Below are 24,291 nucleotides of genomic sequence, written 5' to 3' on the forward strand. Positions count from 1 at the left end.
CCCGCCCCCATGGGGCCGGACCCGGCTTCCGCCTGCCTCAGCCCCCGTGGCCCCCATGAACCCCGTGACTGCCGGGACTCCCGGGGCTGCTGTGCCCCTCCCCCGGGCCCGGCCGGACCGTCCCTGACCCATGGTCCGCGCCCCGCTCCAGCTCCCCGCCGAGGCGGGCCCGGAGGGCCGTGATCGTCCCCTCGCCGCCTGCGACGACCCAGCGGCGGCCCAGCAGATACGTACCGCCGTAGTCGTTGGCCGCGTTGATCCACTCGCGCTGGCCGCGGTCGGTCGCAAAGGTGACCAGGGTGTACGTCCCGTCCTCGGTCGCACAGCGGGCCTGGCGCAGTTCCTCGGCGCCCGCCCGGATCTCCGGGGCGCACCCCGCCCGGGCGGCGAGCTGCTCCAGCGTGCCCGTCGCCACCGGCGGGGGTGTCGGGCTCCCGCCCCGCCCGCCACGCCCATCACCGTCGTCACCCGGCCCGCAGGCCGTGAGCGGCCCGAGCGCCACAACTGCCAGTACCACCAGGGCCTTCGGGACCGCGCCCGTCGTCTTCGGCGTCCGCATCCGGCCATCGTGCCCCGTGGCGACCCGTGCGGGAGGCCGAACGCCCGGTAACCTGCGCCCGGACTGTACCGCTGTGACGTGAGTTACACCGTTTCGCACGGAGGAGCCTGATGTTCGAGCTGTCGAGACGTGCCGTTCTGGGCACCGCGGGGGCGATCGGCGCGACGGCTGCCCTCGACGGCACCGGTGCCGTCGCCGCCCCCCGTACCGGAGCACCGGCCGGGAAGCCGGAAGGGGCGCCGACGGCGGACGCAGCCCGGGCCGCGCTGCTGCGGCTGCTGCCCCGGCACGCGGGCCAGTTCCAACTGGCCCTGGTCGACGGGCCGGAACGTTTCGCGGTGACCGGCGAAGCCGGCCGTATCGCGGTCGAAGGCACCTCGCCCGCGGTCCTCCTCACCGGCGTCCACTGGTATCTGAAGTACGTCTGCCGGGCGCACATCTCGTGGTCGGGCAGCCGGGTCGACCTGCCGGACGTGCTGCCCCCGCCCCGTCCGGGCCTGGAGCGGTCGGCGACCGTACCGCACCGGTTCGCGTACAACGACACCCACGACGGCTACACCGCCCCCTACGCCGACTGGGCCCGCTGGGAGCGGCTGATCGACGTCCTCGCCCTGCACGGCTGCAACGAAGTCCTGGTGACCCCGGGCCAGGAGGCCGTCTACCACCGGCTGCTGAAAGACTTCGGCTACTCCGACACCGAGGCCCGCACCTGGCTGCCCGCCCCCTCCCACCAGGCGTGGTGGCTGCTCCAGAACATGAGCGAATACGGCGGCCCGCTCTCGAAGACCCTGCTGGACGCCCGTGCCGAACTGGGCCGGAAGATCACCGCACGGCTGCGGGAGCTGGGCATGCGGCCGGTGCTGCCCGGCTACTTCGGTACGGTCCCCGACGGTTTCGCGGACCGCAATCCGGGCGCCCGGGTGGTCGCCCAGGGCCTGTGGAACGGGCTCCGCCGCCCCGACTGGCTGGACCCGCGGACCACTGTCTTCCCCAAGGTGGCCGCCGCGTTCTACCGCCACCAGACCAAGCTGTTCGGCGCCTGCGACCTGTTCAAGATGGACCTGCTGCACGAGGGCGGCAACGCCGGGGACGTACCGGTGCCGGACGCGGCGCGCGCGGTCGAGAAGGCGCTGCGGACCGCCCGCCCGAACGCGGTCTGGGTGATCCTCGGCTGGCAGTCCAACCCGCGCAGGGCGCTCCTCGACGCCGTCGACAAACGCCGGATGCTGATCGTCGACGGACTCTCCGACCTGGACACCACGGGCGACCGGGAATCCGAGTGGGGCGGCACGCCGTACGCCTTCGGCACCATCCCGAACTTCGGCGGACGCACCACTCTCGGCGCCAACACCGACCGCTGGACGGACCGGTTCACCGTCTGGCGCGACCGGCCGGGCAGCGCCCTGGTGGGCACCGCGTACATGCCGGAAGCGGCCGAGCGGGACCCGGCGGCCTTCGAGCTCTTCAGCGAGCTGGCGTGGCGGCGGGAGCGGATCGACCGGGAGGCCTGGTTCACGGAGTACGCGCAGATCCGCTACGGCTCCGACGACGCCTCGGCGGCGGCCGCGTTCGGCGCGCTCGCGGCCACCGCGTACCGGCTGGCCAGCACCGACGGCCGGCCCTACGATTCGCACTTCCTCCGCAGGCCGTCGCTGACCTCGTCGATCGGGACCGCCTTCGACCCGGCGGGCTTCGACACCGCCTTCGCCGCGCTCCTCGCGGCCGGTCCGGAGCTGCGGGATTCCGACACCTACCGCCATGATCTGACGGAGCTGGCCCGGCAGGCGCTGGCGAACCGGTCGCGTACGCTCCAGTTCGCGCTGCGCGCCGCCCGCGCAAGCAAGGACGTGGCGGCCTTCCGGGGGGTGTCCGCGCTCTGGCTGAAGCTGATGCGGCTCGCGGACACCATGGCGGGCTGTCACCGATCCTTCCTCCTCGGGCCGTGGCTGGAGGACGCCAAACGGCTGGCGACGAGCCCGGCGGAGGCGGTGGAGCTGGAGCGGACCGCCCGGGCGCTGATCACCACCTGGGCGGACCGTCCGGCGGCCAACGCCCTCTCCAACTACGCCAACCGGGACTGGAACGGGCTGATCGCCGATGTCCACGTACCGCAGTGGGACGCCTTCCTGACCGAGGTCGCGGATGCGCTGGAGGCGGGCCGGGCGCCGAAGTCCTTCGACTGGTATCCGCAGGAGGAGGCGTGGACGAAGGACCGCCGGGTCTATCCGTCCGCGCCGACCGGCGACCCGTACGCCACGGCGCTCCGGGTCCGGGACGCCCTGGCGGCCGCGCCGTACCAGGGTGTGACGGCGGTGACCGTGGACCCGCCCGCCTTCCGCCCCGGCAGCGCGGCCACGCTGACGGCGACCTTCCGGAACCTCAGCGGGCTGCGCGCCACCGGCCCGGTCGAACTCACCCTGTCCGGTGCCGAGCTGTCCCCCGAGGCCCCGGCGGCCCGCACCCTGCCCCGGGTGGCGGCGGGCGCTTCGGGCGCGGTGTCCTGGCGGGTCGCGGCACCGGGCGACGCGCTGACCGAACCGCTGCGGGCGCTGCCGTACCGGCTGACCGTGCGGTACGGGCCCGAGGGCGAGTCCCCGGTCTCCGTCGCCCAGACCGGCGAGGTCCATATGGCCGCGCCCCTGGCCGCCGGCTGGCGGACGTACAGCAACAACGCGGCCGTCTTCGGGCAGCTCGGCGACCGCTACGCCGTCAACGGCGCCGGGAACGACCTGTGGCGGGGTACCGCCCACTTCGGTACGGCCTACCGGGCGGGCGCGCTGCGGCCGGGCACGAGCGTCACCGTCCGCGTCGACGCACAGGCCAACACGGCGAGCTGGGCCAGGGCCGGGATCGTCGCCCGCAACGGCCTGGACCGGCCGGGGGCGCCCGGTTTCGTCAATCTGGCGGTCACTCCGGCGCAGGGCGTGGCCCTCTCGTACGACTCCAACGGCGACGGCTCCCTCGACACCTACCGGCGGATCACCGGCGTCAAGGCGCCGGTGCTGCTGCGGCTCTCCCGGGGGACGGGCGGCGCGAGCGGCTCGTACACGGGAGCGCTCTCCACGGACGCGGGCTCGACCTGGCGCACGGTGGGCACGGTGACCGTGCCGCGGGCAGTGGACGCGCAGGACGTGGGCTTCTTCATGACGGCGATGAACGGCGGCAGCGGGGCCCGCGGAACGGTCCGATTCAGCGGGTGGTCGGTCCGCTGAACCGGGGAGGGCCGCGTGGCGGACCCGGGAGGCCGGGCCCGCACCGACGCCCGGCCTGGGGAACGGGTGAACGGATGCCAGTGGGTACGCTGGTGGCCATGACGACCGGGGTACGCCGCAGAATGGGCGTCGAGGAGCGCAGACAGCAGTTGATCGGCGTGGCGCTGGAACTCTTCAGCGTCCGCTCCCCCGACGAGGTGTCCATCGACGAGATCGCGGCGGCCGCCGGGATCTCCCGGCCGCTGGTGTACCACTACTTCCCCGGTAAGCAGAGCCTGTACGAGGCTGCGCTGCGCCGGGCTGCGGACGATCTGGCGCTCCGTTTCCGGGAGCCGCCCGAGGGGCCGCTGGGGGCCCGGCTGCTGCGGGTGATGCGGCGGTACTTCGACTTCGTCGACGAGCACGGGCCGGGTTTCTCCGCGCTGATGCGCGGTGGTCCGGCCGCCGGTTCGACCACCACCAACGCGATGATCGACGAGGTGCGGCAGGCCGCGTACGAGCAGATCCTGGCCCATCTGCGGATCGGTGAGCCGCCGGTGCGACTGGCGCTGGTGATCCGCTCCTGGGTGTCGCTGGCGGAGTCCACGGCGCTCCAGTGGCTGGACGGGCGGCGGATCCCGCGCGCCGAGCTGGAGTTGCAGCTGGTGCACGATTTCGCGGCGCTGTGCGCGGTGAGCGCGGCGTACGACGACGAGATGGCGGCGATCGTCGCCCGGATGCTGGCGGACGAGCCGGTGGAGGGGCCGATCTCGGAGCTGCTGGGCCGGCTGGTGCGGCTGGCGCCCGCCGCCGTACCCCCGCCTCGGTGAGCGGCGGTGTTAAGAAAGAGGCCCGGCCCCCGAGTGGGGTCCGGGCCTCTTCCGGTCGTGCGTCCGCCGCCGGGTTCAGCGGGTGGTGAACACCGCCACGGTCCGGGCGGGGACGGTAAAGGTGCCGGTCCCCTTCTCGTACGCGGAGGCCGTCACCGTACGGTCCGTCCCGGCCGACTGGACGGGGTGCAGCGCATAGCCGGTGCCGGCCGCGGACGGGATCCGCTGCGTCTGCCGCTGGGGTGTGGCATTGAAGACGATCACCAGCTCACCGGCCTTCATGGTGATCACCCCGGGGGTCTCGTCCGGTCCCGACAGCGGGAACGACACGGCCTGCTGGACCTGCTGTGCGGTGCTCAGGCCGAGGGTCTTCTCGGTGGTCCGGATGGTCAGCAGATCGCGGTACGCGGCCGATGCGGCGTCGATCGGTCCGCAGCCCGCGGCCAGGGCGGGGGTCCGGAGCAGCGGCCGGGCATGGTCCCACTTGTCCTGGTTGTCGGCGGCGGGGGGCAGTCCGCGGCCGAAGCCGTTGCCGTCGCGGCAGTCCCAGTGGATGGCGTTGTACCAGTCGCCGCTGTCGTACGAGTTGCGGTCGAGGGACTTGGAGCGCAGCAGGTCGCTGCCCGCCTGGGAGAGCGCCGGGCCCTGGGAGAGCAGTGCGGAGGCCATGGCGACCACCTGCATCCGGGCCCGGTCGGCGGTGGAGGTGTCCTTCGGGAGTTTGAAGGCGAGGGCGTCGTACAGCGTCTCGTTGTCGTGGGCGTCGGAGTAGGCGAGGGCGTCGCCGGGCGCTTCGGCGTATCCGGCGGGGGCGCCGTTGTAGTCGACCTCGGAGCCCTTGACGCTGCGGCCCCGGGTGTCGGTGAAGGTGTAGGAGGCGAGGTTGCCGGTGAGGCCGACCTTGATGAGGTCCTGGTAGTGCAGGAGCCGGGCGCGCTGCTGTTCGGGGGTGCCGTTGTCGGCGGCCGGGTTGGGGTCCGTGTAGAGGCCGGAGGCGAAGCCCTGGACGCCGGGGTCGGCGTCGAAGGGGCCGCCGCCGCGGACGGCGTCGCGGGCCCGGTCGGAGAAGGTGGCGATGCCGGTGCCCGCCATATGCTTCTGGGTGGCCTGGACAAAGCGGGCGTCGTCGGCGGTCTCGCCGAAGTTCCAGCCCTCGCCGTAGAGGAGGATCTTCTTTCCGTCGACCCCGTCGCGCTCCGGGGTCAGGGCATCGAGGGCCTTGCGGACGGCGAGCATATTCGCCTTGGGGTGGTGGCCCATGAGGTCGAAGCGGAAGCCGTCGACCTTGTACTCCCTGGCCCAGGTGGTGACGGAGTCGACGACGAGCTTCCCCATCATCGCGTTCTCGGGCGCGGTGTTGGCGCAGCAGGTGGAGGTGGCGACGCTGCCGTCGGCCAGGAGCCGCTGGTAGTAGCCGGGGACGATGCGGTCGAGTACCGACTTGTCGGACTGTCCGGCGGCGACGGTGTGGTTGTAGACGACGTCCATCACGGTCCGCAGTCCGGTGCCGTTGAGGGCGGCGACCATCTCGCGGAATTCGACGGTCCGCCGGGTGCCCTCCGGGTCGGTGGCGTAGGAGCCCTCGGGCACGGTGTAGTGCAGCGGGTCGTAGCCCCAGTTGTAGGCGTCCTTCGCGGCGGTCTTCGCGATGCACTCCTGCTGCCGGGTGGAGTCGGGGGCCGCTCCGGCGAGGTCGCAGTCCGGGCGCTGCTGGTCCTGCCGGCGTTCGGGGATGGTCCCGATGTCGAAGGCGGGCAGGAGGTGGACGTACAAGGTGCCGCTGCGGGCCAGTGCCGTCAGGTGCTTCACTCCGGCGGACTGCCGGTCGGTGAAGGCGCGGTAGGTGCCGGGGTGCTTCGCGGTGCGGTCGGCGACGGAGAAGTCGCGGATGTGGAGTTCCTGTATCTGGGCGTCCTTGAGGGGTACGGCGGCCGGTTTCTTCAGGGAACGCCAGCCCTGGGGGGCCAGGGCCGGGTCCTTGAGGTCGACGGCGAGGCTGCGGGCGGAGTCGGTGGTCAGGGCGGTGGAGTAGGGGTCGGTGACCAGGTTGACGACGTTCTTCTGCACGGTGGGGGCCCAGACGGCGACCCGGTAGCGGTACGGCTTCCCGGTCCAGGAGCGGGGTCCGGTGACGGACCAGACGCCCGAGGTGTCGTCGCGGCGCATCGCGACCGTACGGCCGTCGAGGTCGAGGGAGACGGTACGGGCGGTGGGGGCCCAGACGGAGAGGGTGACGCCGTTCTTCCCGAAGACCGGGCCGAGGGCGGTCCGGGTCGCGTCCGGCGCATAGAGGTCGTCGAGGACCCCGGCGGTCTGGACGCCGGTGGCGGCGAGCAGCGCTCCGGACGCGGCGCGCTGGGTGGCGATGAGCTGGCCGCGCAGCGATTCGGGCACCCGGCGCAGGTCCCGCGGGTCGAGAGTGAACGCCGGATAGTCCTTGAGGTGGGGGAACTTCGCCTTCTGGGCGTCGGTGAGGGTGCCGGACCGCAGCCTCAGCCAGCGGCCCTCGTCGGTGAGGGCGCCGTCTTCGACGGCGATCGGTTCCCCGGCCGCGTACACGAGCTGCTGGCTGGTGGCGGGGGTCGTCTTCACCTTCCAGACGACGGTGGTGCGGTCGATCCACTGGGCTTCGGCCTTGCCGAGGTCGAGCTGCGGGGCGGCGCCGGTCTGCGGCAGCAGATAGCCGGGCCGTCCGGCGATGAGGCGTACCTCGTTGCCGTACGTGGCGAGGTCGAGGGACTGGTCGTCGGGGAGGTCCTTCTGGTCGCCCTTGTGGACGATGTAGCTCAGTGAGGTCGCGCCGGGGGCGAGGGGTACCTCGAAGGTGATGCCGTACGCGTCCTTGCGGACGGGCTCCAGCGGCTTCGCCCAGTCGGTGGGGTTCGCGGCGCCGCTCCAGGTGTGCAGGCCCCAGCCGTCGTAGTCGCCGTCGGGGCGGTGGTAGTGGAGGAGTGCCTTGGTCTTGTCCTGCGGCGGGTAGACCCCGGCGGGTGCGGTGTCGGACTGGCCGTCCTTGCCCTGGGCGATCCACACCAGGCCGGTGCGGGCGAGGTCGACGGTGCGCCGCGGCCCGTCGGCGGTGCCGTTCTTCTCCACGGTGTACGGGAGGGAGGACGCTCCTTCGGGGAGGCGGACCCAGGCGAAGGCGCCGTAGGCGTCGCGTCCGGTGAAGGGGGCGCGGGTGCCGTCGGCGACGAGTTCCCAGCCCTGGTAGTCGCCGTCGGGCCGCTGGTAGTGGACGACGGCGTAGGTCCGCTCCACGGCCACCGGCTTCCCGGGCGGGGGTACGGCTCCGGCGGTGGTGGAGCCCTGTGCGCTCGCGGTACGGCCCCGGGCGTCGACGACGACGGCCTTGTAGCGCAGGGGGGTTCCGGCGCGGGTGTCGGGGCCGAGGTACTGGGTGACCTTGTAGGGGGCCCGGTCGGCGGTGCCGAGGATCTGCCAGGGGTCGTTGCCGCGCTGGGCGGCGAAGACGACCCGGCCGAGGGGGCCGCCGTCGGCGTCGGCGGAGATCTCGACGGTGCCGGTGGCTCCGGCGGCCGGGACCTTCAGGCTGATCACGGGTTTGGCGGCGGGCAGCGGGCGCGGGGTGTCGGCGCGCAGCACGACCGTGGCGAGGGCGGGGACGGTGAGGGTGGCCGTACCGTCGGCGCCGGTGCGGACGGTGGCCGCGGGGCCGTCGCCGTGGAGGGTGCGGAGGGTGGTGTCCGGGGAGCCGGTGGTCAGCCGGACGGTCTTCGGTTCGGTGCCGTTGTTGAGGGCGACGACGTACTCGTGCGCCCGCTTCGGGTCGGTGCGGTCGGTGTTGTCCGTACGGCCGGTGCGGTCGGTGCGGGAGAAGGCGTAGACGGAGCCTTCGGCGTACCGCTCCTCCTGGATACCGTCGCGGAGCGCGGGGTGTTCGCGGGTCAGCTCCGACAGCTGCGCGATCGACCGGTACAGCGGATGGCCGGGGTCGTAGGCGTCGCGGGCGTGGGTGCGGTCGGTGCCGAGCTGGTCGTCGTCGAGGTAGTCGGGGGTGGTGGAGGCGAAGAGGGTCTGGCGGGCGTCCTTGTCGCCGCCGTTCCCGGTGTAGCCCTGTTCGTCGCCGTAGTAGACGACGGGATTGCCGCGGACCAGGAACATCAGCTCGTTGGCGAGCCGGGCCCGCCGGACGAGTTCACCGTCGGAGGCGCCGGGCCGGTCCTGGCGGAGGAAGGTGCCGATGCGGCCCATGTCGTGGTTGCCGAGGAAGGTGACCTGGCCGTAGGCGTTGGCCTTGTCGGTGGTGTAGCGGTGGTCCTGGGCGAAGACGGCGGAGAGCCGGGAGGCGGGGGCGCCCTGGGAGGCATAGGCGCGGGCGGCGTCCTGGAAGGGGAAGTCGAGGGTGGAGTCGAGCCGGCCGCGGGTGACATAGGGCGCGGTGACGGCCGGGTCCGAGGAGTAGACCTCGCCGAACATGAAGAAGTCCGGGCGGCCGCGGGCGGCCGCGTAGGCGTCGAGGGCGGTGGCCCACTCGGTCCAGAACCCCATGTCGACGTGTTTGACGGTGTCGATGCGGAATCCGTCGATCCCGAAGTCCTTCACCCACCGCTGGTAGATGCGCTCCATACCGCGGCGGACCTCGGGGCGTTCGGTCCAGAGGTCGTCGAGCCCGGCGAAGTCGCCGTGTTCGCTGCTCTCACCTGCGAAGGTGGAGTCGCCGCGGTTGTGGTACATCCGGGGGTCGTTGAGCCACGCGGGGACCTTGTCCCGGTCGCGGGGTGCGGGGGTGTACGGGAAGGAGTCCGTGCCCACGTCCTTCGGTACGCCGTCGCGGTCGTCGAAGGGGCGGCCGGTGCGGTCGAGGTAGGGATGGGCGCCCTTGGGCCGGTAGCCGTACTCCTTCTCGGCGTAGTCGACGGTGTCGGCGGTGTGGTTGGTGATGACGTCGAAGTAGACCTTCATGCCCTTGGCATGGGCCTTGTCGATGAGCTTCGTGAGGTCGGCGTTGGTGCCGAAGTGCGGGTCGACCTGGGTGAAGTCGGTGATCCAGTAGCCGTGGTAGCCCGCCGAGGCTTCCTTGCCGCTGCCCTGGACGGGCTTGTTCTTGAAGATCGGGGCCAGCCAGATCGCGGTGGTGCCGAGGCCCTTGATGTAGTCGAGCCGCTGGGTCAGGCCCTTGAGGTCGCCGCCCTGGTAGAAGCCCTTGTCCGCGGGGTCGTGACCGTGGTCGAGACGGGAGCCGGTGAGTCCGCCGCGGTCGTTGGCCCGGTCGCCGTTGGCGAAACGGTCCGGCAGAACGAAGTAGAACTGCTCGCGGGTGGCGTCGTGGCGGGCGGGCTGGGCGGCGAGCGCCGCGTCGGAGGGGGGCTTCGGGGGGCGGGGCGCCTTCGCCGGGGCGGCGAGCGCGGGGGCGGCGGGCAGGAGTCCGGCGCAGAGGGCGCCGATGAGGGCGGCGACGGCGCCGCGCCTCCGTCCGCCGCTTCTCCGGCGGGTGCGTCTGCTGCGGAGCACGTCTCATCTCCTCGGGTTCGTCGGCGGCCGGGCCGCCGGGGCTCGTGCGCGCACCGGGACCCGGTACTGAAACCCGTACGCAGGTTGCTGCAAGGAGTTGAGGGATCTTGCAGCAACTCCGGTTCGCACGGCGGCCGACGCTAGGAGATGGCCGGAACTGCGGTCAAGCCCTTGGGGCTTGATCCCGCCTCCACCACGAAATCCGTAGGACACGAGGAGGTCACAACCTGGAAATCTGGCTGTTTTCTTTCTGCAAGACCTTTCGCAAGGTCTTGCAGGACTGTTAGCTTCACGCCGCAGCAGCCCGGCCCGTTGAGGACTGGCGGGGCCTTGACCTCAATGAGGAGTTCATGATGCGCAAGGGCATGACGGCCGCCGCGATCGCGGGCGTACTGGCTCTGACGGCGACCGCCTGCGGCGGCGACGGCGGCGGGTCGGGCGACAGCAGCGGCCGGAAGGCGGCCGAGGACCCGAAGAGCGTCTCGGGTTCGATCACCTGGTGGGACACGTCGAACGAGGCCGAGGGGCCGACGTACGACAAGCTCGTCGCGGCCTTCCAGAAGGAGTACCCGAAGATCAAGGTGAACCGCACCTCGGTCTCCTTCGACCAGGCGGAGCAGAAGTTCAAGACCGCCGCCCAGAGCGGCAAGGGCGCACCGGATGTGATCCGTACCGATGTCGGCTGGTCGGCCGGGTTCGCCAATCTCGGCTATCTCCAGCCGCTGGACGGCACCCCCGCCCTCGACAACGCCGCCGACTTCCTGCCCGGACCGATGTCCACGGCGAAGTGGAAGGGCGAGACAGTCGGCGTACCGCAGGTCACCGACACCCTCGCGCTCCTCTACAACAAGGAGATCTTCGCCAAGGCGGGCATCGCGAAGCCGCCGGCGACCTGGGACGAGTTCATCGCCACCGCGAAGACCGTCAAGGCGAAGACCGGTGTCACCGGCACCCAGCTCAACCCCGAGGGCTACTTCTCGCTGCCGTTCCTCTACGGCGAGGGCGCCGACATGCTCGACGTCGACGGCAAGAAGATCACCGTGAACTCGGCGGGCGCCGTCAAGGGCATGGAGACCGCCCTGAAGCTGGCGCAGTCCGATGTGGCCCTCAAGCCCGCCTCCACCGACGGCTATGTCGCGGCCCAGACGTCCTTCAAGGACGGGAAGATCGCGATGGTGATCAACGGCCCGTGGTCGGTCTCCGACGACTACAGCGGCAAGGCGTTCCAGAACAAGGACAACCTGGGCATCGCCACTATCCCCGCCGGTCCCTCCGGGACGGCCGCGGCTCCGATCGGCGGCCACAACTACTCGGTCTACCGGGGCTCGAAGAACAAGGACGCGTCGTATCTCTTCGTGAAGTTCATGGCCTCCGCCCAGAGCCAGGAGCTGACCGCGAAGGAGATCAACACCCTGCCGACGCGGAAGTCCGCCTACACCCCGGCGGTCACCGCCGACCCGGCGAAGAAGGCGTTCCAGCAGGCGCTGTCCGTCGCGAAGTCGCGTCCGGTGATCCCGGGCGTCGGTGACCTCTTCGTCGCCTTCGACCAGCACTACGTGAAGGTCCTGCGCGGCGACGCCTCGCCGAAGGAGGGCCTCGACGCCCTCGCGAAGGAGTGGAACAGCAAGCTCCTGAAGGACTACAGCATCGGCTGACCGCCTGCCGTCGGGCCCCCGCGCGGGGCCCGACGGCGCGCCCCGGGCCCGCAGGGACGACGTACGGAGAGAGATGAGCAGTCTGATACTCAGGACCCGAAGGTCCTTCAGCACCCACTGGTACGCCTGGGCCATGGTCCTGCCCGTGGTCGTCGTCCTCGGCGTGCTCATCGGCTATCCGCTGGGCCGGGGCATCTACCTCTCCTTCACGGACGCCAACGAAGCCAATATGGGCCGGACCATCGGCGACTTCTCCGTCCCCTCGACGTACACCTTCGTCGGCCTGGAGAACTACTGGAACATCCTCTCCGGCCGGGAGGGGTCGTTCTACCCCCGGCTGACCTGGACGATCCTGTGGACCGTGAGCTGTGTGGTGCTCCACTACGGCATCGGGCTCGGCCTGGCGATGCTGCTCAACCGGCGGATGCGCGGCCGGTCCCTCTACCGGGTGCTGCTGGTGCTGCCGTGGGCGGTGCCCGCGTTCGTCGCCGCGTTCGCCTGGAAGCTGATGTACAACACCGACAACGGGGTGCTGAACGCGCTGCTGGGGAAGGTGGGCGTCGCGCCCGTGGACTGGCTGGGCGATCCCTTCATCCAGAAGCTGTCGGTGATCGCGGTCAACACCTGGCTGGGCGTGCCGTTCATGATGGTCGCCATCCTGGGCGGGCTCCAGTCCATCCCGCGCGAACTGCACGAGGCCGCCGAGATGGACGGTGCCACGCCCTGGCAGCGGTTCGTCCACATCACCCTCCCCGGGCTGCGGCCGGTCAGCTCCACGATCGTGCTGCTGGGGACCATCTGGACCTTCAACATGTTCCCGATCATCTATCTGGTGATCGGACAGGCCGGTGGGACCGAGAGCGAGATCCTCGTGACGTACGCCTACCGGCTGGCCTTCCAGGGCGTGCGGGACTACGCGGGTTCCGCCGCGTACGGCATCGTGATCCTCTCGCTGCTCCTGGTGTTCTCCGTCTTCTACCGCGGCATGCTCAACCGTCAGGAGGCCGCCAAGTGACCAGCAGCACCGTGACCGGAACCGGGCGCGCCGAAGCCGCGGCAGGGTCGGCAGGGGTACGGGCCGACGGGGCTCCGCGGCCTGCGGTACGGAGGCGGGGCGAGCGTTCGCGCCTGGCATCGGCCGCCCTGCACACCACCCTGGTCTGCGCGTCCCTGGTGGCACTCTTCCCCGTCGTGTTCATCGTGCTGGTGTCGCTGCGCGGGGAGAACGGCTGGACGCATCCGATGGAGCTGGAGGGCTTCACCCTCTCCAACTACACCCATCTGCTGGGGAAGACCGAGTTCACCACGTGGTTCCTGAACTCGGTGGTGATCGCGGGCGGCACGATGCTGGTGGGCGTGCTGATCGCGGCCAGCGCCGGCTACGCGGTCTCCCGGATGCGGTTCCCCGGCCATAAATCGCTGATGTGGACGTTCCTGATCTGCCAGATGTTCCCGGTGGCGGTGCTGATCGTGCCGCTCTACAACATCCTGGGCGAGCTGCGGCTGCTGGACAGCTACGGCGGGCTGATCATCACCTACTGCTCGGTGTCCGTGCCGTTCTGCGCCTGGATGCTGAAGGGGTACTTCGACACCATCCCGGTGGAGATCGACGAATCGGGGCGGGTGGACGGGCTCACCCCGTTCGGGACCTTCTGGCGGCTGATCGTTCCGCTCGCCAGGCCGGGCCTCGCGGTGACCATGTTCTACACGTTCCTGACCGCCTGGAGCGAGGTCGCCTTCGCCACCTCCTTCCTGAGCAGTGAGGGGAAGTACACGCTGGCGGTCGGCCTGCAGACCTTCGTGGGACCGCACCGGGCGGAGTGGGGTCTGATGACCGCCGCCTCCGTGCTGATCATGGTCCCGGCGGGGCTGCTGTTCTTCTTCGCGCAGAGACATCTGGTGGCCGGTCTGACGGCGGGCGGCACCAAGGGCTGACGGCCCCGGGCGCCCCGGGCCGTGGTTCCGGCGGAGCCCGCCGGAACCACGGCCCGAAGTGGCGTATCCACGCCACGAGGATGCGCGTTGACCATCGACATACGGGGCAGAACATCCCTATACATGCCGCAGATACCTCCATATCACCACAGATCACTACCGGCTCCGGCCGTTCACTCCCGACCGTCCACCCCCCGACCGTCCACCCCGCGGCCGGGCGGACCGCCCGGCCGCACCGGCCCCCGCACGACACTCCCCGTGACGACCTTCAAGGGAACGACATGACCCAGGAGCTTGCTCCCACCCTTCGCGACCGGTCCGCCGCATCCCCGGCGGGCTGGTGGCGGGACGCCGTCATCTACCAGGTGTACGTGCGCTCGTTCGCCGACAGCGACGGCGACGGCATCGGCGATCTGCGGGGCATCCGCGAGCGCCTCCCCCACCTCGCCGGTCTCGGCGTCGACGCCGTCTGGCTGACCCCCTTCTACGCCTCCCCCCAGGCCGACGGCGGATACGACGTCGCGGACTACCGCACCGTCGACCCGCTCTTCGGTGAGCTGCGGGACGCCGACGACCTGGTGCGCGAGGCCCACCGGCTCGGGCTGCGGGTGATCGTCGACATCGTGCCCAACCACACCTCCGACCGGCACGCCTGGTTCCGGGCGGCCGTCGACGGCGGCCCCGGGGCCCCGGAGCGGGACCTCTACCACTTCCGCCCCGGCAAGGGGCCGCAGGGCGAGCTGCCGCCGAACGACTGGGAGTCCGTCTTCGGCGGGCCCGCCTGGACCCGGACCGCGGACGGCGACTGGTATCTGCATCTCTTCGCCCCCGAGCAGCCCGATCTGAACTGGGACCACCCCACCGTGCGGGAGGAGTTCGAGTCGATCCTCCGCTTCTGGCTGGACCTGGGAGTCGACGGCTTCCGGATCGACGTCGCGCACGGCATGGTCAAGGCCGAGGGGCTCCCGGACATCGGCCTGCGGGAGCAGGCGAAGATGATCGGCGCCCAGGTGCTGCCCTTCTTCGACCAGGACGGGGTCCACGAGATCCACCGCTCCTGGCGGCGGCTCCTCGACGGGTACGAAGGGGAGCGCATCGGGGTCGCCGAGGCCTGGGCGCCCACCGCCGAGCGCCTCGCGCTCTACGTCCGCCCCGACGAACTGCACCAGGCGTTCAACTTCCAGTTCCTCACCTGCGACTGGGACGCGGCCGCGATGCGGGAGGTCATCGACGACTCCCTCGCGGCCACCGGATCCGTGGGCGCCCCGACGACCTGGGTGCTCTCCAACCACGACGTCGTCCGCCACACCACGCGGTACGGCGGCGGGGAACGGGGCCTGCGGCGGGCCCGGGCCGCGGCGCTGCTGACCCTGGCACTGCCGGGTTCCGCCTATGTCTACCAGGGCGAGGAGCTGGGACTCCCGGAGGTGACGGAGCTGCCGGACACCGCCCGCCAGGACCCGGCGTTCTTCCGCGGCGACGGCCAGGACGGGCTGCGGGACGGCTGCCGGGTGCCGATCCCCTGGTCGGGCACCACCGCTCCGTACGGCTTCGGACCCGGCGGCAGCTGGCTGCCGCAGCCCGCGGAGTGGGCCGGCCTCTCGGTCGCGGCCCAGACCGGCGACCCCGGTTCGACGCTGGAGCTGTACCGCACGGCACTCGCCCACCGCCGGGAGCTGCCCGGACTCGGCGACGGCGCGATGGAGTGGCAGGACGCCCCCGAAGGTGTGCTGGCCTTCACCCGCCCGGGCTTCGTCTGCACCCTGAACACCCTCGGGCAGAGCGTCGAGCTGCCCGCGCCGGGCCGTCCGCTGCTGTCGTCGGCACCGCTGGAGACCTCCGGCGGGACGGTGCGCGTCCCGGCCGAGGCCTGCGTGTGGTGGGAAGTCTGAGATGCGCCCGGTACAGTCCCATCCCGTGACCGCACCCGCACGACTGGCAGACATAGCGGCCCAGGCGGGGGTCAGCGAAGCAACGGTGAGCCGGGTTCTCAACGGAAAACCCGGTGTCGCCGCGACCACCCGCCAGGCCGTCCTCGCCGCACTGGACGTCCTCGGCTACGAGCGTCCCGTGCGCCTGCGCCAGCGCAGCGCGGGCCTGGTCGGGCTGATCACCCCCGAGCTGGAGAACCCGATCTTCCCGGCGCTGGCCCAGGTGATCGGGCAGGCGCTGACCCGCCAGGGCTACACCCCGGTCCTCGCCACCCAGACCCCCGGCGGGTCCACCGAGGACGAGCTTACGGAGATGCTGGTGGACCGGGGGGTCGCGGGCATCATCTACGTCTCCGGTCTGCACGCGGACACCACCGCCGACACCCAGCGCTATGAACAACTGCGCGCCCAGGGGGTGCCCTTCGTCCTGGTCGACGGATACTCCCCGAAGGTGCGGGCACCGTTCATCTCGCCCGACGACCGGGCGGCGATGCGCCTCGCGGTCACCCATCTCGTATCACTGGGCCACAGCAGGATCGGGCTGGCGCTCGGGCCGCTGCGCTTCGTACCCGTGCTGCGGAAGATCGAAGGCTTCGTCGAGGCCGTACGCGATCAGCTGGGCCTCGACGAGCAGACGGTCACCGCGGAGCTGATCCAGCACTCCCTGTACACCCTGGAGGGCGGCCAGGCCGCCGCCTCGGCCCTGCTGGACCGGGGCTGCACGGCGGTGGTGTGCGCCAGCGACATGATGGCGCTGGGCGCGATCAGGGCCGCCCGCAGACGGGGCCTGGAGGTGCCGGACGACGTCTCCGTCGTCGGCTTCGACGACTCCCCGCTGATCGCCTTCACCGACCCCCCGCTGACCACGGTCCGCAAACCGGTCCCGGCGATGGGGCAGGCCGCGGTCCGTACCCTGCTGGAGGAGATCTCCGGGAACCTGCCCCCCAGCTCTCCGGGTTCCGCTTCCGCCGCGTACAGTGAGTTCGTCTTCATGCCTGAGCTGGTCGTACGGGGCTCGACGGCCTCCGTACCGGGGTCCGGCGGGCGTTCCTGACCAGGGCGATCCCCACCGGGATACGCTCCGTGGTCTCGTCCGCAGGGTGGAGAGCATGCGCCCCGAACGGGACCGAGGGATGATCGGTCGGTGGGCGCGTATCTGGCAGACTCTCGTCCCATGGGTGAAACGACCGTGAAGACACTGGAAGGCCGGACGGCCACCCCGTCACCCATGGCGGAAGAGCCCGCCGAGCCCGCGCTTTCGCGCTTCGCGCGGTTCAGGGAACTGCGGTCGCCCCGGCGCCCGCGCATCTGGTTCGAGATCCTGCTGATCGCGGTGAGTTACTGGACGTACTCGCTGGTCCGCAACGCCGTACCGGAGCAGAAGGCCCAGGCCCTCAAGAACGCCGACTGGATCCTGGACGTCGAGAAGGCCATCGGGCTGGACTTCGAGCATGCGGTCAATCACGCGGCGAACTCCGTGACATGGCTCATCGTGACGATGAACTACTACTACGCCACCCTGCACTTCGTCGTGACCATCGGAGTGCTGGTGTGGCTGTACCGCCGGCATCCCGGGCGGTACGCGGCGGCCCGGCTGGTGCTCTTCGCCACCACCGCCGTCGCCCTGGTCGGCTACTACCTGTATCCGCTCGCACCCCCTCGGTTGATGGAGGGGCAGAACTACATCGACACCGTCCTGGTGCACGAGACCTGGGGCTCGATGGCCTCGGGCGATCTGAAGAACATGTCCAACCAGTACGCGGCGATGCCGTCCATGCACATCGGCTGGTCGCTCTGGTGCGGGCTGATCATTTTCGCGGTGGCCAAGGCGCCCTGGGCGAAGATCCTCGGCCTGCTCTACCCCGCCGCGACACTGGTCGTGATCGTGGCGACCGCCAATCACTTCTGGCTGGATGCGGTGGGCGGGGTGATCTGCCTCGGCTTCGGCTTCCTCGTCTCGTACCTCTGGTACCAGGCGCTGCCGCACCGGCTGCCGCGGCAGCCGGTGCGGGACCCGCAGCGGCGACGGCTGCGCCCGGCGCGGGCCTGAGCCCGAGCCGTACGACAGCGGGGCGGGGCCGGATCCTCCGGGGTCCGGCCCCGCGGCATTTCCGGCCGCGGGTGTCACTCCGGGTACGGCTCCGGGGACTCCCCGCAGCCGTACGGGTGCCGGAAGTCCCGGCAGCGGGCGGGGTACGGGCCGGTGAGCCATCGGACTCCGGCCGCGGCTCAGGCGCGGGTCGGCGTGCCCCCGGGCTCCGGCTGCCGCTCCGGCTCCGAATCCGAATCCGAATCCGGCTCCGACTGCGACTCCGGCTGCGACTCCGGCTCCGGCTCCGACTGCGACTCCGACCGGGGGTCTGCGGCGGGCTCCGGCGCCGAGGGGCCCGGCCGTGCGCCGGCCGCCCGGCGCAGCGCGGTACCGGCGACCGCGGCGGTGACCACGGCCAGTACGGCACAGACCGCGCCGACCGTGTTCAGCCCCCCGACATACGCCTCCCGGGCCGCCGCCAGCACCGCATCGGCCGAACCGCCCGGCAGATCCGCCGCGACGGCCAGCGCCCCCTCCACACTGCCGCGGACCGCCTCCGCCTGCTCACCGGTCAGCCCGTCGGGCACCGTGACACCGCTGCTGTACAGCGCGCCGCCGAGACTGCCGAAGGCCGCGAGGCCGAAGGCGACCCCGAACTCGCCGCTGGTCTCGTTGAGGGACGCGGCCGAACCGCTCTTCTCGGGCGGGGCGGAGCCGACCGCCAGATTCGCCCCGAGCGCCCCGATCGGCCCCGTACCGAAGAAGCTGATCACAAAGCCGGTGATCAGCAGCGGAAGCCCGCCGACCGGATCGACGAAGGCCAGCAGCAGATAGCCCACGGCGGTCAGCGCGAGACCGCCCGCGACGACGGTGCCGAGCGGCAGCCTCCTGGCGAGGGTCGGGGCGAGCGTCGCGGAGACGATGGAGACCAGTGCGGACGGCACCATCCACAGCCCGGCTTCGAACGGCGACAGGCCCTCCACCATCTGCAGGAAGCCGGTGATGAAGAGGTACGCACCGCTCATCCCGGCCATGGTCAGCAGCAGCACCAGCAGGGCGAGAGTGAAGGCGCGGTGCCGGAACAGCCCCAGGTCCAGCAGCGGATGGGAGAGCCTGCGCTGCCGGGCCGTGAAGAGCGCGCCGAAGGCGAGTCCGGCCGCGATCGCCGCCGCGGCGCCCGGCTCCCAGCCCTCCCGGGCGCTCTCCTTGAGCCCGTAGATCACCGGCAGGATGGCGGCGAGGGACATCAGCACGCTCGGCAGGTCGATCCGCCCGCCGTCCGGGGCCTTGTACTCGGGCAGTACCAGGGGGGCGGCGACCAGCAGGATCAGCATCACGGGGACCCCGAGGAGAAAGACCGAACCCCACCAGAAGTACTCCAGCATGACGCCGCCGACGACCGGGCCGAGCGCGGTGCCGCCCATGAAGCAGCAGGCCCAGACGGCGAACGCCCGGCCGCGCTGGACCGGATCCCGGAACATGTTGCCGATCAGGGAGAGCGTCGAGGGCATCAGGGTCGCGGCCGCGACACCGAGCAGTGCCCGGGAGGCGATCAGCAGCTCCGCGCTGGTCGAGAAGGCCGCCATCAGGGATGTCGCGCCGACGGCTACGGCACCGATCATCAGCAGTCTGCGGCGGCCGATGCGGTCCCCGAGGGTGCCCATCGTCACCAGGAAGCCCGCGATCATAAAGCCGTAGATGTCCATGATCCAGAGCATCTGGCTGCCGTTGGGGGTGAGGGAGTCGGCCAGGTGCGGCAGGGCGAGGAAGAGCACGCTCTGGTCGAGGGAGATCAGCAGGGTGGGGAGGGCGAGAACAGCGAGCCCGGCCCATTCTCGGGCACCGGCCTTCCCGGCTGCGGTACTCGGGGACGGGGTGGAGGACATGGGTGCCTTCCGGTCGGTGTCGGCGGTACGGGACCGTCGAGGGAACTGGTGGTCGAGGCGGGCGGAAGGTGCCTGGTGCGGCTGCCCGGTCCGGCCAGCGTGCGCGGTCGTGCTCTTGGTTCTCTCCCGGTCCGCTCTCGGTCCGCTCCCGCTCCCGGTCCCCGGGGCCCCGGCACCTTCGCCGCCCGAACGCCCGTGCGGTGGGCGTCGTTGCTCGGCTAGCGTGATCACATGCGTTTCGGAGTGCTCGGCCCCCTGACCGTATGGGCGGCGGACGGGCGGACGGTGAGCGTGCCCGAGCTGAAGGTGCGCGCCCTGCTCGCATGCCTGCTGGCCCACCGCGGCCGCCCGGTGTCCGCGGACCGGCTGGTCGCCGACCTCTGGGGCGAACGGCCCCCGGCCCGCCCCGCCGCCGCGCTCCAGAACAAGGTCTGGCAGCTGCGCCGGGCGCTGGAGGCCGCGGCGCCCGGCGCCCGGGACCTCGTGGTCTCCCGGGCCCCGGGCTACGAGCTGCGTACCGCCCCCGGCTCCGTCGACGCCGACCGCTTCGGGCAGTTGACCGCCCGGGCCCGGGCCGCCGCAGAACCCCATGCGCGCGCCGCACTGCTCGCGGACGCCCTGGCCCAGTGGCGGGGCCCGGCCTTCGCGGACTTCGCGGACGAGGAGTTCGCCCGACGGGCCGCGGCGGGCCTGGAGGAGCAGCGGCTCACCGCGCTGGAGGAGCAGGCGGAGGCCCGGCTGGAGCTGGGCGAACACGCCTTGGTCGCTGATGAGCTGGGCGATCTCGTGGCGGCGCAGCCCCTGCGGGAGAGACTGCGCACGGCCCATATGCGGGCCCTGTATCTGGCCGGGCGGCAGGCCGACGCCCTGCACGGCTTCACCGAGCTGCGGCAGCGGCTCGTCGATGAACTGGGGGTCGATCCGGGGCCGGAGCCGACCGCCGTGTACCGGGCGATCCTGGCGCAGGACGCGCCGCCCGCCGCCGTACCGCCACCGGCGACGACCGTGGCCCGGCCGCCGACGAACATCCCGGGGCCCGGGGCCGCGGACGGGCTGATCGGCCGGGACCCGGATATCGCCGCGCTCCGGTCGGATCTGCTCCGGCACCGGCTGGTGACGCTCATCGGCCCGGGCGGGGTCGGCAAGACGCAGTTGGCGCTGGCGGTCGCGGCCGGGGCGGCGGCCGACTTCCCGGGCGGGGTACGGCTGGTGGAGCTGGCCGCGCTGCCGCCGGCCCGGGACCGCCGCGGTACGGAACCGGCGGAGCTGGTCGCCGGGGTGCTGGGGGTACGGGACGATATCGCGCCCCCGCCGCGGACCGCGGCGGGCCCGCAGTCGCTGACGGACCGGATCGTGCAGGCCCTGGGCGAGGGTCCGGCGCTGCTGGTGCTCGACAACTGCGAGCACGTGGTGGACTCGGTGGCGGAGCTGGTGGCCGCACTGCTGGCAGCGGCGCCCGGGCTCACCGTGCTGGCGACCGGTCAGGTGCCGCTGCAGGTAAGGGGGGAGCGGCTCCACGAGGTGGGGCCGCTGACCGAGACCGACGCGGTGGCGCTGTTCACGGCCCGGGCGCGGGCGTCCGCCCCGCATATCGCGGTCGACGGGGAGAACGCGGCGACGGTGGCGGCGATCTGCCGTCGGCTGGACGGGCTGCCGCTGGCCCTGGAGATGGCCGCGACCCGGGTCCGGGTGCTGGGGGTGGCCGAGCTGGCGGCCCGGCTCGACGACCGGTTCCACGTCCTGGCGTCGGGGCTGCGGGACGCTCCCGCCCGGCAGCGGACCCTCCGGGCGGTGATCGACTGGAGCTGGGAGCTGCTCGGGGAGCGGGAGCGCACGGTGCTGCGACGGCTCGCCGTGCACGCCTGCGGCTGCGGTCTGGACGCCGCCGAGACGCTCTGTCCGGCGGACGGGGTGGACCGGTCCGAGGTGCTGGACCTGCTGGCCAGGCTGGTGGACGCGTCGCTGGTGGTGGTCGCGGACACCCCGGACGGCCCGCGGTACCGGCTGCTGGAGTCGGTATCGGCGTACGCCGTCGAACAGTTGCGGGACCGCGGTGAGCTGGACGCCCTGCGGGTGGCGCACCGGGACTACTACACCGGTTTCGCCGAGCGTGCGGAGCCGCAGCTGAGGGGGCACGAGCAGCGGCGGTGGCTGCGGCTGCTGGACACCGAGGGCGCCAATCTGCGGGCGGCCCTGGACAGTGCGGCCGAAGCCGGGGACACGGACCGGTCGCTGCGCCTGGTCAACGCGTTGACCTGGTACTGGCGGCTGCGGGGGCGGTACGAGGAGGCGGCGCGCCGGCTCGGTACGGCCCTGTCGCTCGCCGGGGCGCGCAGCGGTGCGGCCGGGCCGCGGGAGCATGCGCGGGGGACCGCGGGCGCGACGGCGCGGCTGGGCGGGATGAAGCTGGCGCTGGGCGGTACGCAGGATCCCGCGGCCGAGTACCGTACGGCGCTCGCCTCGTACGAGGGTGTGGACGATCCGGCCGGGCTGGCCTGGTCCCGCTGGTATCTGAGCGCGCATCTGTACGGGATCGCGGACAGCGGCCCCGGCGAGGAGCTGCTGATGCTGGCGCTGGCCGGGTTCGAGTCCCTCGGGGACCGGTGGGGTACGGCAGCGGCACTGGCGGGCCTGGCGTTCCGGGCGAAGCTGCGCGGCGACTTCACGGGCGTACGGGAGTACGGCGAGCGGAGTCTGGCGCTCTTCCGTGAGCTGGGCGACACCTGGGGGCAGTTGCAGTCGATGATCGCCCTCCAGACCCGGGCCGAGGCCCTGGGCCGGTACACCGTCGCGGGGCGGCTCCACCGCGAGGGGCTGCGGATGGCGGAGGATCTGGGGCTGTGGCCCGAGGTGTCCTACCAGTTGTCGGGGCTCGGCCGGATCGCGCTGCTGACCGGGGAGCCGGTGCGGGCCCGGGAGTTCCACGAGCGGGCCCGGCGGCTCTCGGCCGAGCAGGCCGATGTCTTCGGCGAGCTGTACGCGGAGACGGGGCTGGCGCTGGGGGCCCGTCGCGAGGGCAGGCTGGATGCGGCCGAGGAGCACTGGGAGCGGGTGCTGGAGCTGCATGTCCGGATGGGGTACGAGCCGGTCGCGCCGCCGCTGGTCCTGGCCGAACTGGGCTTTGTGGCCGAGGCGCGGGGACGGGTGCGGGAGGCGCTGCGGCTGCAGCACGAGGGGCTGGCGGCGGCGCGGGCCACGGGCGATCCGCGGGCGCTGGCCCTGGCGCTGGAGGGGCTGGCCGGGGCGGAGTTGCTGTCCGGCGACGCGGCACGGGCGGCCGGGCTGCTGGGAGCGGCGGCCGGGGCCAGGGAGTCGGTGGGGGTGCCGCTGCCGACGGGTGAGCGGGGCGATGTGGAACGGATCGGCGCCGGGGCGCGGGCGGTTCTGGGCGCGGTGGGGTACGAGGAGGAGTTCGCGCGCGGGCGGGATCGGGGGCCGGAGGCCGTGGCTGCCCTGTCCGGCGCCGGGTCCGGTGAGGGGTCCGCTGAAGAGTCCCGTGCGGGCTCCGGTGCCGGGTCCGAGTCCGGTGAGGGGCCCGGCACCGGGGTCCGCGGGGGCGGTCCGGTGCCGGGCGGACTTCTGGACCCGTCACACAACTGAGCTGGTTCGCCGGTGTCCGCCCGTCATCCACAGGGGGGCGCGGAGGCCGGGCGGACACGGCGGGCGTGCCGGATACGCGCGGGGGTCGCGCGCGGGGTCAGTTGTAGCGGACCCGCAGCTCCACCACGCCGGGCGCGATCTGGTTACAGTAGAAGATCGGGCTCCACAGGCCCTGAGCGGCACCGGCACGGCCGGCGTCCTGGCACGCCGCCGTGGTGGGGTGGTGGCTGCGGGGGACCCACCAGCTCGCCTCGGCGGTGCCGGCGGTGCCGAGGACGAGACCCGCGGACGCGGCAACGGAAGCGACGGCGATACCCAGACGTTTCACCATTGGGCACAACTCCTCTGTTCGAGCGAAGAAGTGACGTTTCCCCGGGGGACGGGCGCGGCGCGGGAGCAACATAACCGTGTAACCGGAAGCCACACAAGAGGTCTACACCAGTAGACTTTTACCTTTCCATGACGGTATGCAACGGACACCCGCTCGGGTCTCTTCGGTGGCGAACACTCGCCATTTGCTTTTGTGTTCGATTTTCGGATGGGTACGTTCTCCCAGCAGGACGGAGAACGTACCCATCCGGGCCTTGTGCCCCCTTCCGATCATCGAGGAATTCATGTCGGACACATCAGAGTTCGCCTCGGGCGCCGCGGCCGCGGCCGCGGCTTCGGGCCCCGAGATCGACGAGTACGTCAACAACAACACCGCCTACGCCGCGGCGTTCGGCGGCCCGCTCGCGCTGCCGCCCGCACGGAAGCTGGCGGTGGTCGCCTGCATGGACGCCCGGCTGAACATCTTCGCGATGCTGGGCCTGAAGGAGGGCGACGCGCACATCATCCGCAATGCGGGCGGCGCGGTGACGGAGGACGCGATCCGGTCGGTGGTTATCAGCCAACGCCTGCTCGGCACCCGCCGCATCATGCTCATCCACCACACGGACTGCGGCATGCAGACCTTCAAGGACGATGAATTCAAGGCCGAGCTCCACACCGACACAGGAATTCGACCGCCGTGGTCGCCGGAGGCCTTCACCGATCTGGAGGATGACGTCCGGCAGTCGATCCGCCGTATCGAGGCCGACCCCTTTGTGCCCTACAAGCACTCCATCCGCGGTTTTGTCTTCGATGTGGAGACGGGGAAGTTGAACGAGGTGGGATATGTGAGGTGAATGGGGCTGGGTGGGAATGATGTGACTCCAG

The 24,291-nt window shown here is 71.9% G+C and carries 14 protein-coding genes; 10 read left to right on the top strand and 4 right to left on the bottom strand.

The genetic code is table 11. From position 1 onward, the window contains the following. Nucleotides 1-37 precede the first annotated feature (37 nt). The gene (locus tag B7R87_RS07550) at nucleotides 38-559 is read right to left on the bottom strand and encodes a hypothetical protein (RefSeq protein WP_040916494.1); all 522 of its coding nucleotides are present in this window, start codon (nucleotides 557-559) and stop codon (nucleotides 38-40) included. 110 nt (nucleotides 560-669) lie between these two features. Here B7R87_RS07550 and B7R87_RS07555 point away from each other — a divergent pair, with 110 nt between their 5' ends. Then, complete coding sequence (locus B7R87_RS07555; protein ID WP_006349657.1) at nucleotides 670-3,771, top strand: alpha-N-acetylglucosaminidase; 3,102 nt, start codon at nucleotides 670-672, stop codon at nucleotides 3,769-3,771. Nucleotides 3,772-3,869: 98 nt separating this feature from the next. After that, nucleotides 3,870-4,580, top strand: coding sequence for a TetR/AcrR family transcriptional regulator (locus B7R87_RS07560; protein ID WP_040916496.1), 711 nt, complete (start codon nucleotides 3,870-3,872; stop codon nucleotides 4,578-4,580). A gap of 75 nt (nucleotides 4,581-4,655) precedes the next feature. Here the strand turns inward: B7R87_RS07560 and pulA are convergent, their stop codons facing one another. Then, the gene (gene pulA, locus B7R87_RS07565; protein WP_187144641.1) at nucleotides 4,656-9,989 is read right to left on the bottom strand and encodes a pullulanase-type alpha-1,6-glucosidase; all 5,334 of its coding nucleotides are present in this window, start codon (nucleotides 9,987-9,989) and stop codon (nucleotides 4,656-4,658) included. A 419-nt stretch (nucleotides 9,990-10,408) separates the two neighbouring features. Between pulA and B7R87_RS07570 the strand changes: the two genes are divergently transcribed. The 6 genes from B7R87_RS07570 to B7R87_RS07595 all read left to right on the top strand — a co-directional run bounded on the left by B7R87_RS07570 (nucleotide 10,409) and on the right by B7R87_RS07595 (nucleotide 17,626). Then, the gene (locus tag B7R87_RS07570) at nucleotides 10,409-11,710 is read left to right on the top strand and encodes an extracellular solute-binding protein (RefSeq protein ID WP_040916487.1); all 1,302 of its coding nucleotides are present in this window, start codon (nucleotides 10,409-10,411) and stop codon (nucleotides 11,708-11,710) included. 73 nt (nucleotides 11,711-11,783) lie between these two features. Next, nucleotides 11,784-12,725 carry a carbohydrate ABC transporter permease gene (locus tag B7R87_RS07575; RefSeq protein WP_006349652.1) on the top strand — a complete coding sequence of 314 codons (942 nt, stop codon included), beginning with the start codon at nucleotides 11,784-11,786 and terminating at the stop codon, nucleotides 12,723-12,725. Between the two features lie 11 nt (nucleotides 12,726-12,736). Further along, nucleotides 12,737-13,645, top strand: coding sequence for a sugar ABC transporter permease (locus B7R87_RS07580; protein WP_040916492.1), 909 nt, complete (start codon nucleotides 12,737-12,739; stop codon nucleotides 13,643-13,645). A gap of 281 nt (nucleotides 13,646-13,926) precedes the next feature. After that, complete coding sequence (locus tag B7R87_RS07585; RefSeq protein ID WP_006349650.1) at nucleotides 13,927-15,537, top strand: glycoside hydrolase family 13 protein; 1,611 nt, start codon at nucleotides 13,927-13,929, stop codon at nucleotides 15,535-15,537. Nucleotide 15,538: 1 nt separating this feature from the next. Continuing rightward, on the top strand, nucleotides 15,539-16,630 hold the full coding sequence (locus tag B7R87_RS07590) for a LacI family DNA-binding transcriptional regulator (protein ID WP_045853115.1): 1,092 nt from the start codon (nucleotides 15,539-15,541) through the stop codon (nucleotides 16,628-16,630). A 120-nt stretch (nucleotides 16,631-16,750) separates the two neighbouring features. Next, a complete protein-coding gene (locus tag B7R87_RS07595) occupies nucleotides 16,751-17,626 on the top strand; it encodes a phosphatase PAP2 family protein (RefSeq protein ID WP_130584571.1) in 876 nt (291 codons plus the stop codon). Between the two features lie 179 nt (nucleotides 17,627-17,805). Here the strand turns inward: B7R87_RS07595 and B7R87_RS07600 are convergent, their stop codons facing one another. Continuing rightward, complete coding sequence (locus B7R87_RS07600; protein WP_130584572.1) at nucleotides 17,806-19,494, bottom strand: MFS transporter; 1,689 nt, start codon at nucleotides 19,492-19,494, stop codon at nucleotides 17,806-17,808. A gap of 231 nt (nucleotides 19,495-19,725) precedes the next feature. Here B7R87_RS07600 and B7R87_RS07605 point away from each other — a divergent pair, with 231 nt between their 5' ends. Continuing rightward, nucleotides 19,726-23,094 (top strand): AfsR/SARP family transcriptional regulator, encoded by a 3,369-nt coding sequence (locus tag B7R87_RS07605; protein ID WP_130584573.1) that lies wholly within the window; start codon nucleotides 19,726-19,728, stop codon nucleotides 23,092-23,094. Nucleotides 23,095-23,191: 97 nt separating this feature from the next. Here B7R87_RS07605 and B7R87_RS07610 read toward each other — a convergent pair whose 3' ends face one another. Next, on the bottom strand, nucleotides 23,192-23,425 hold the full coding sequence (locus B7R87_RS07610; protein ID WP_006349644.1) for a hypothetical protein: 234 nt from the start codon (nucleotides 23,423-23,425) through the stop codon (nucleotides 23,192-23,194). A 283-nt stretch (nucleotides 23,426-23,708) separates the two neighbouring features. Between B7R87_RS07610 and B7R87_RS07615 the strand changes: the two genes are divergently transcribed. Next, nucleotides 23,709-24,260 (top strand): beta-class carbonic anhydrase, encoded by a 552-nt coding sequence (locus B7R87_RS07615; RefSeq protein WP_006349643.1) that lies wholly within the window; start codon nucleotides 23,709-23,711, stop codon nucleotides 24,258-24,260. Nucleotides 24,261-24,291 lie beyond the last annotated feature (31 nt).

Source organism: Streptomyces tsukubensis, assembly GCF_003932715.1.
GTDB classification, from domain to species: Bacteria; Actinomycetota; Actinomycetes; order Streptomycetales; family Streptomycetaceae; genus Streptomyces; species Streptomyces tsukubensis.

Coding starts and splice junctions, on each gene's coding strand:
- B7R87_RS07550 (WP_040916494.1), bottom strand. CDS start 559: ATGCGGACGCCGAAGACGACGGGCGCGGTCCCGAAGGCCCTGGTGGTA.
- B7R87_RS07555 (WP_006349657.1), top strand. CDS start 670: ATGTTCGAGCTGTCGAGACGTGCCGTTCTGGGCACCGCGGGGGCGATC.
- B7R87_RS07560 (WP_040916496.1), top strand. CDS start 3,870: ATGACGACCGGGGTACGCCGCAGAATGGGCGTCGAGGAGCGCAGACAG.
- B7R87_RS07570 (WP_040916487.1), top strand. CDS start 10,409: ATGCGCAAGGGCATGACGGCCGCCGCGATCGCGGGCGTACTGGCTCTG.
- B7R87_RS07575 (WP_006349652.1), top strand. CDS start 11,784: ATGAGCAGTCTGATACTCAGGACCCGAAGGTCCTTCAGCACCCACTGG.
- B7R87_RS07585 (WP_006349650.1), top strand. CDS start 13,927: ATGACCCAGGAGCTTGCTCCCACCCTTCGCGACCGGTCCGCCGCATCC.
- B7R87_RS07590 (WP_045853115.1), top strand. CDS start 15,539: ATGCGCCCGGTACAGTCCCATCCCGTGACCGCACCCGCACGACTGGCA.
- B7R87_RS07595 (WP_130584571.1), top strand. CDS start 16,751: ATGGGTGAAACGACCGTGAAGACACTGGAAGGCCGGACGGCCACCCCG.
- B7R87_RS07600 (WP_130584572.1), bottom strand. CDS start 19,494: ATGTCCTCCACCCCGTCCCCGAGTACCGCAGCCGGGAAGGCCGGTGCC.
- B7R87_RS07605 (WP_130584573.1), top strand. CDS start 19,726: ATGCGTTTCGGAGTGCTCGGCCCCCTGACCGTATGGGCGGCGGACGGG.
- B7R87_RS07610 (WP_006349644.1), bottom strand. CDS start 23,425: ATGGTGAAACGTCTGGGTATCGCCGTCGCTTCCGTTGCCGCGTCCGCG.
- B7R87_RS07615 (WP_006349643.1), top strand. CDS start 23,709: ATGTCGGACACATCAGAGTTCGCCTCGGGCGCCGCGGCCGCGGCCGCG.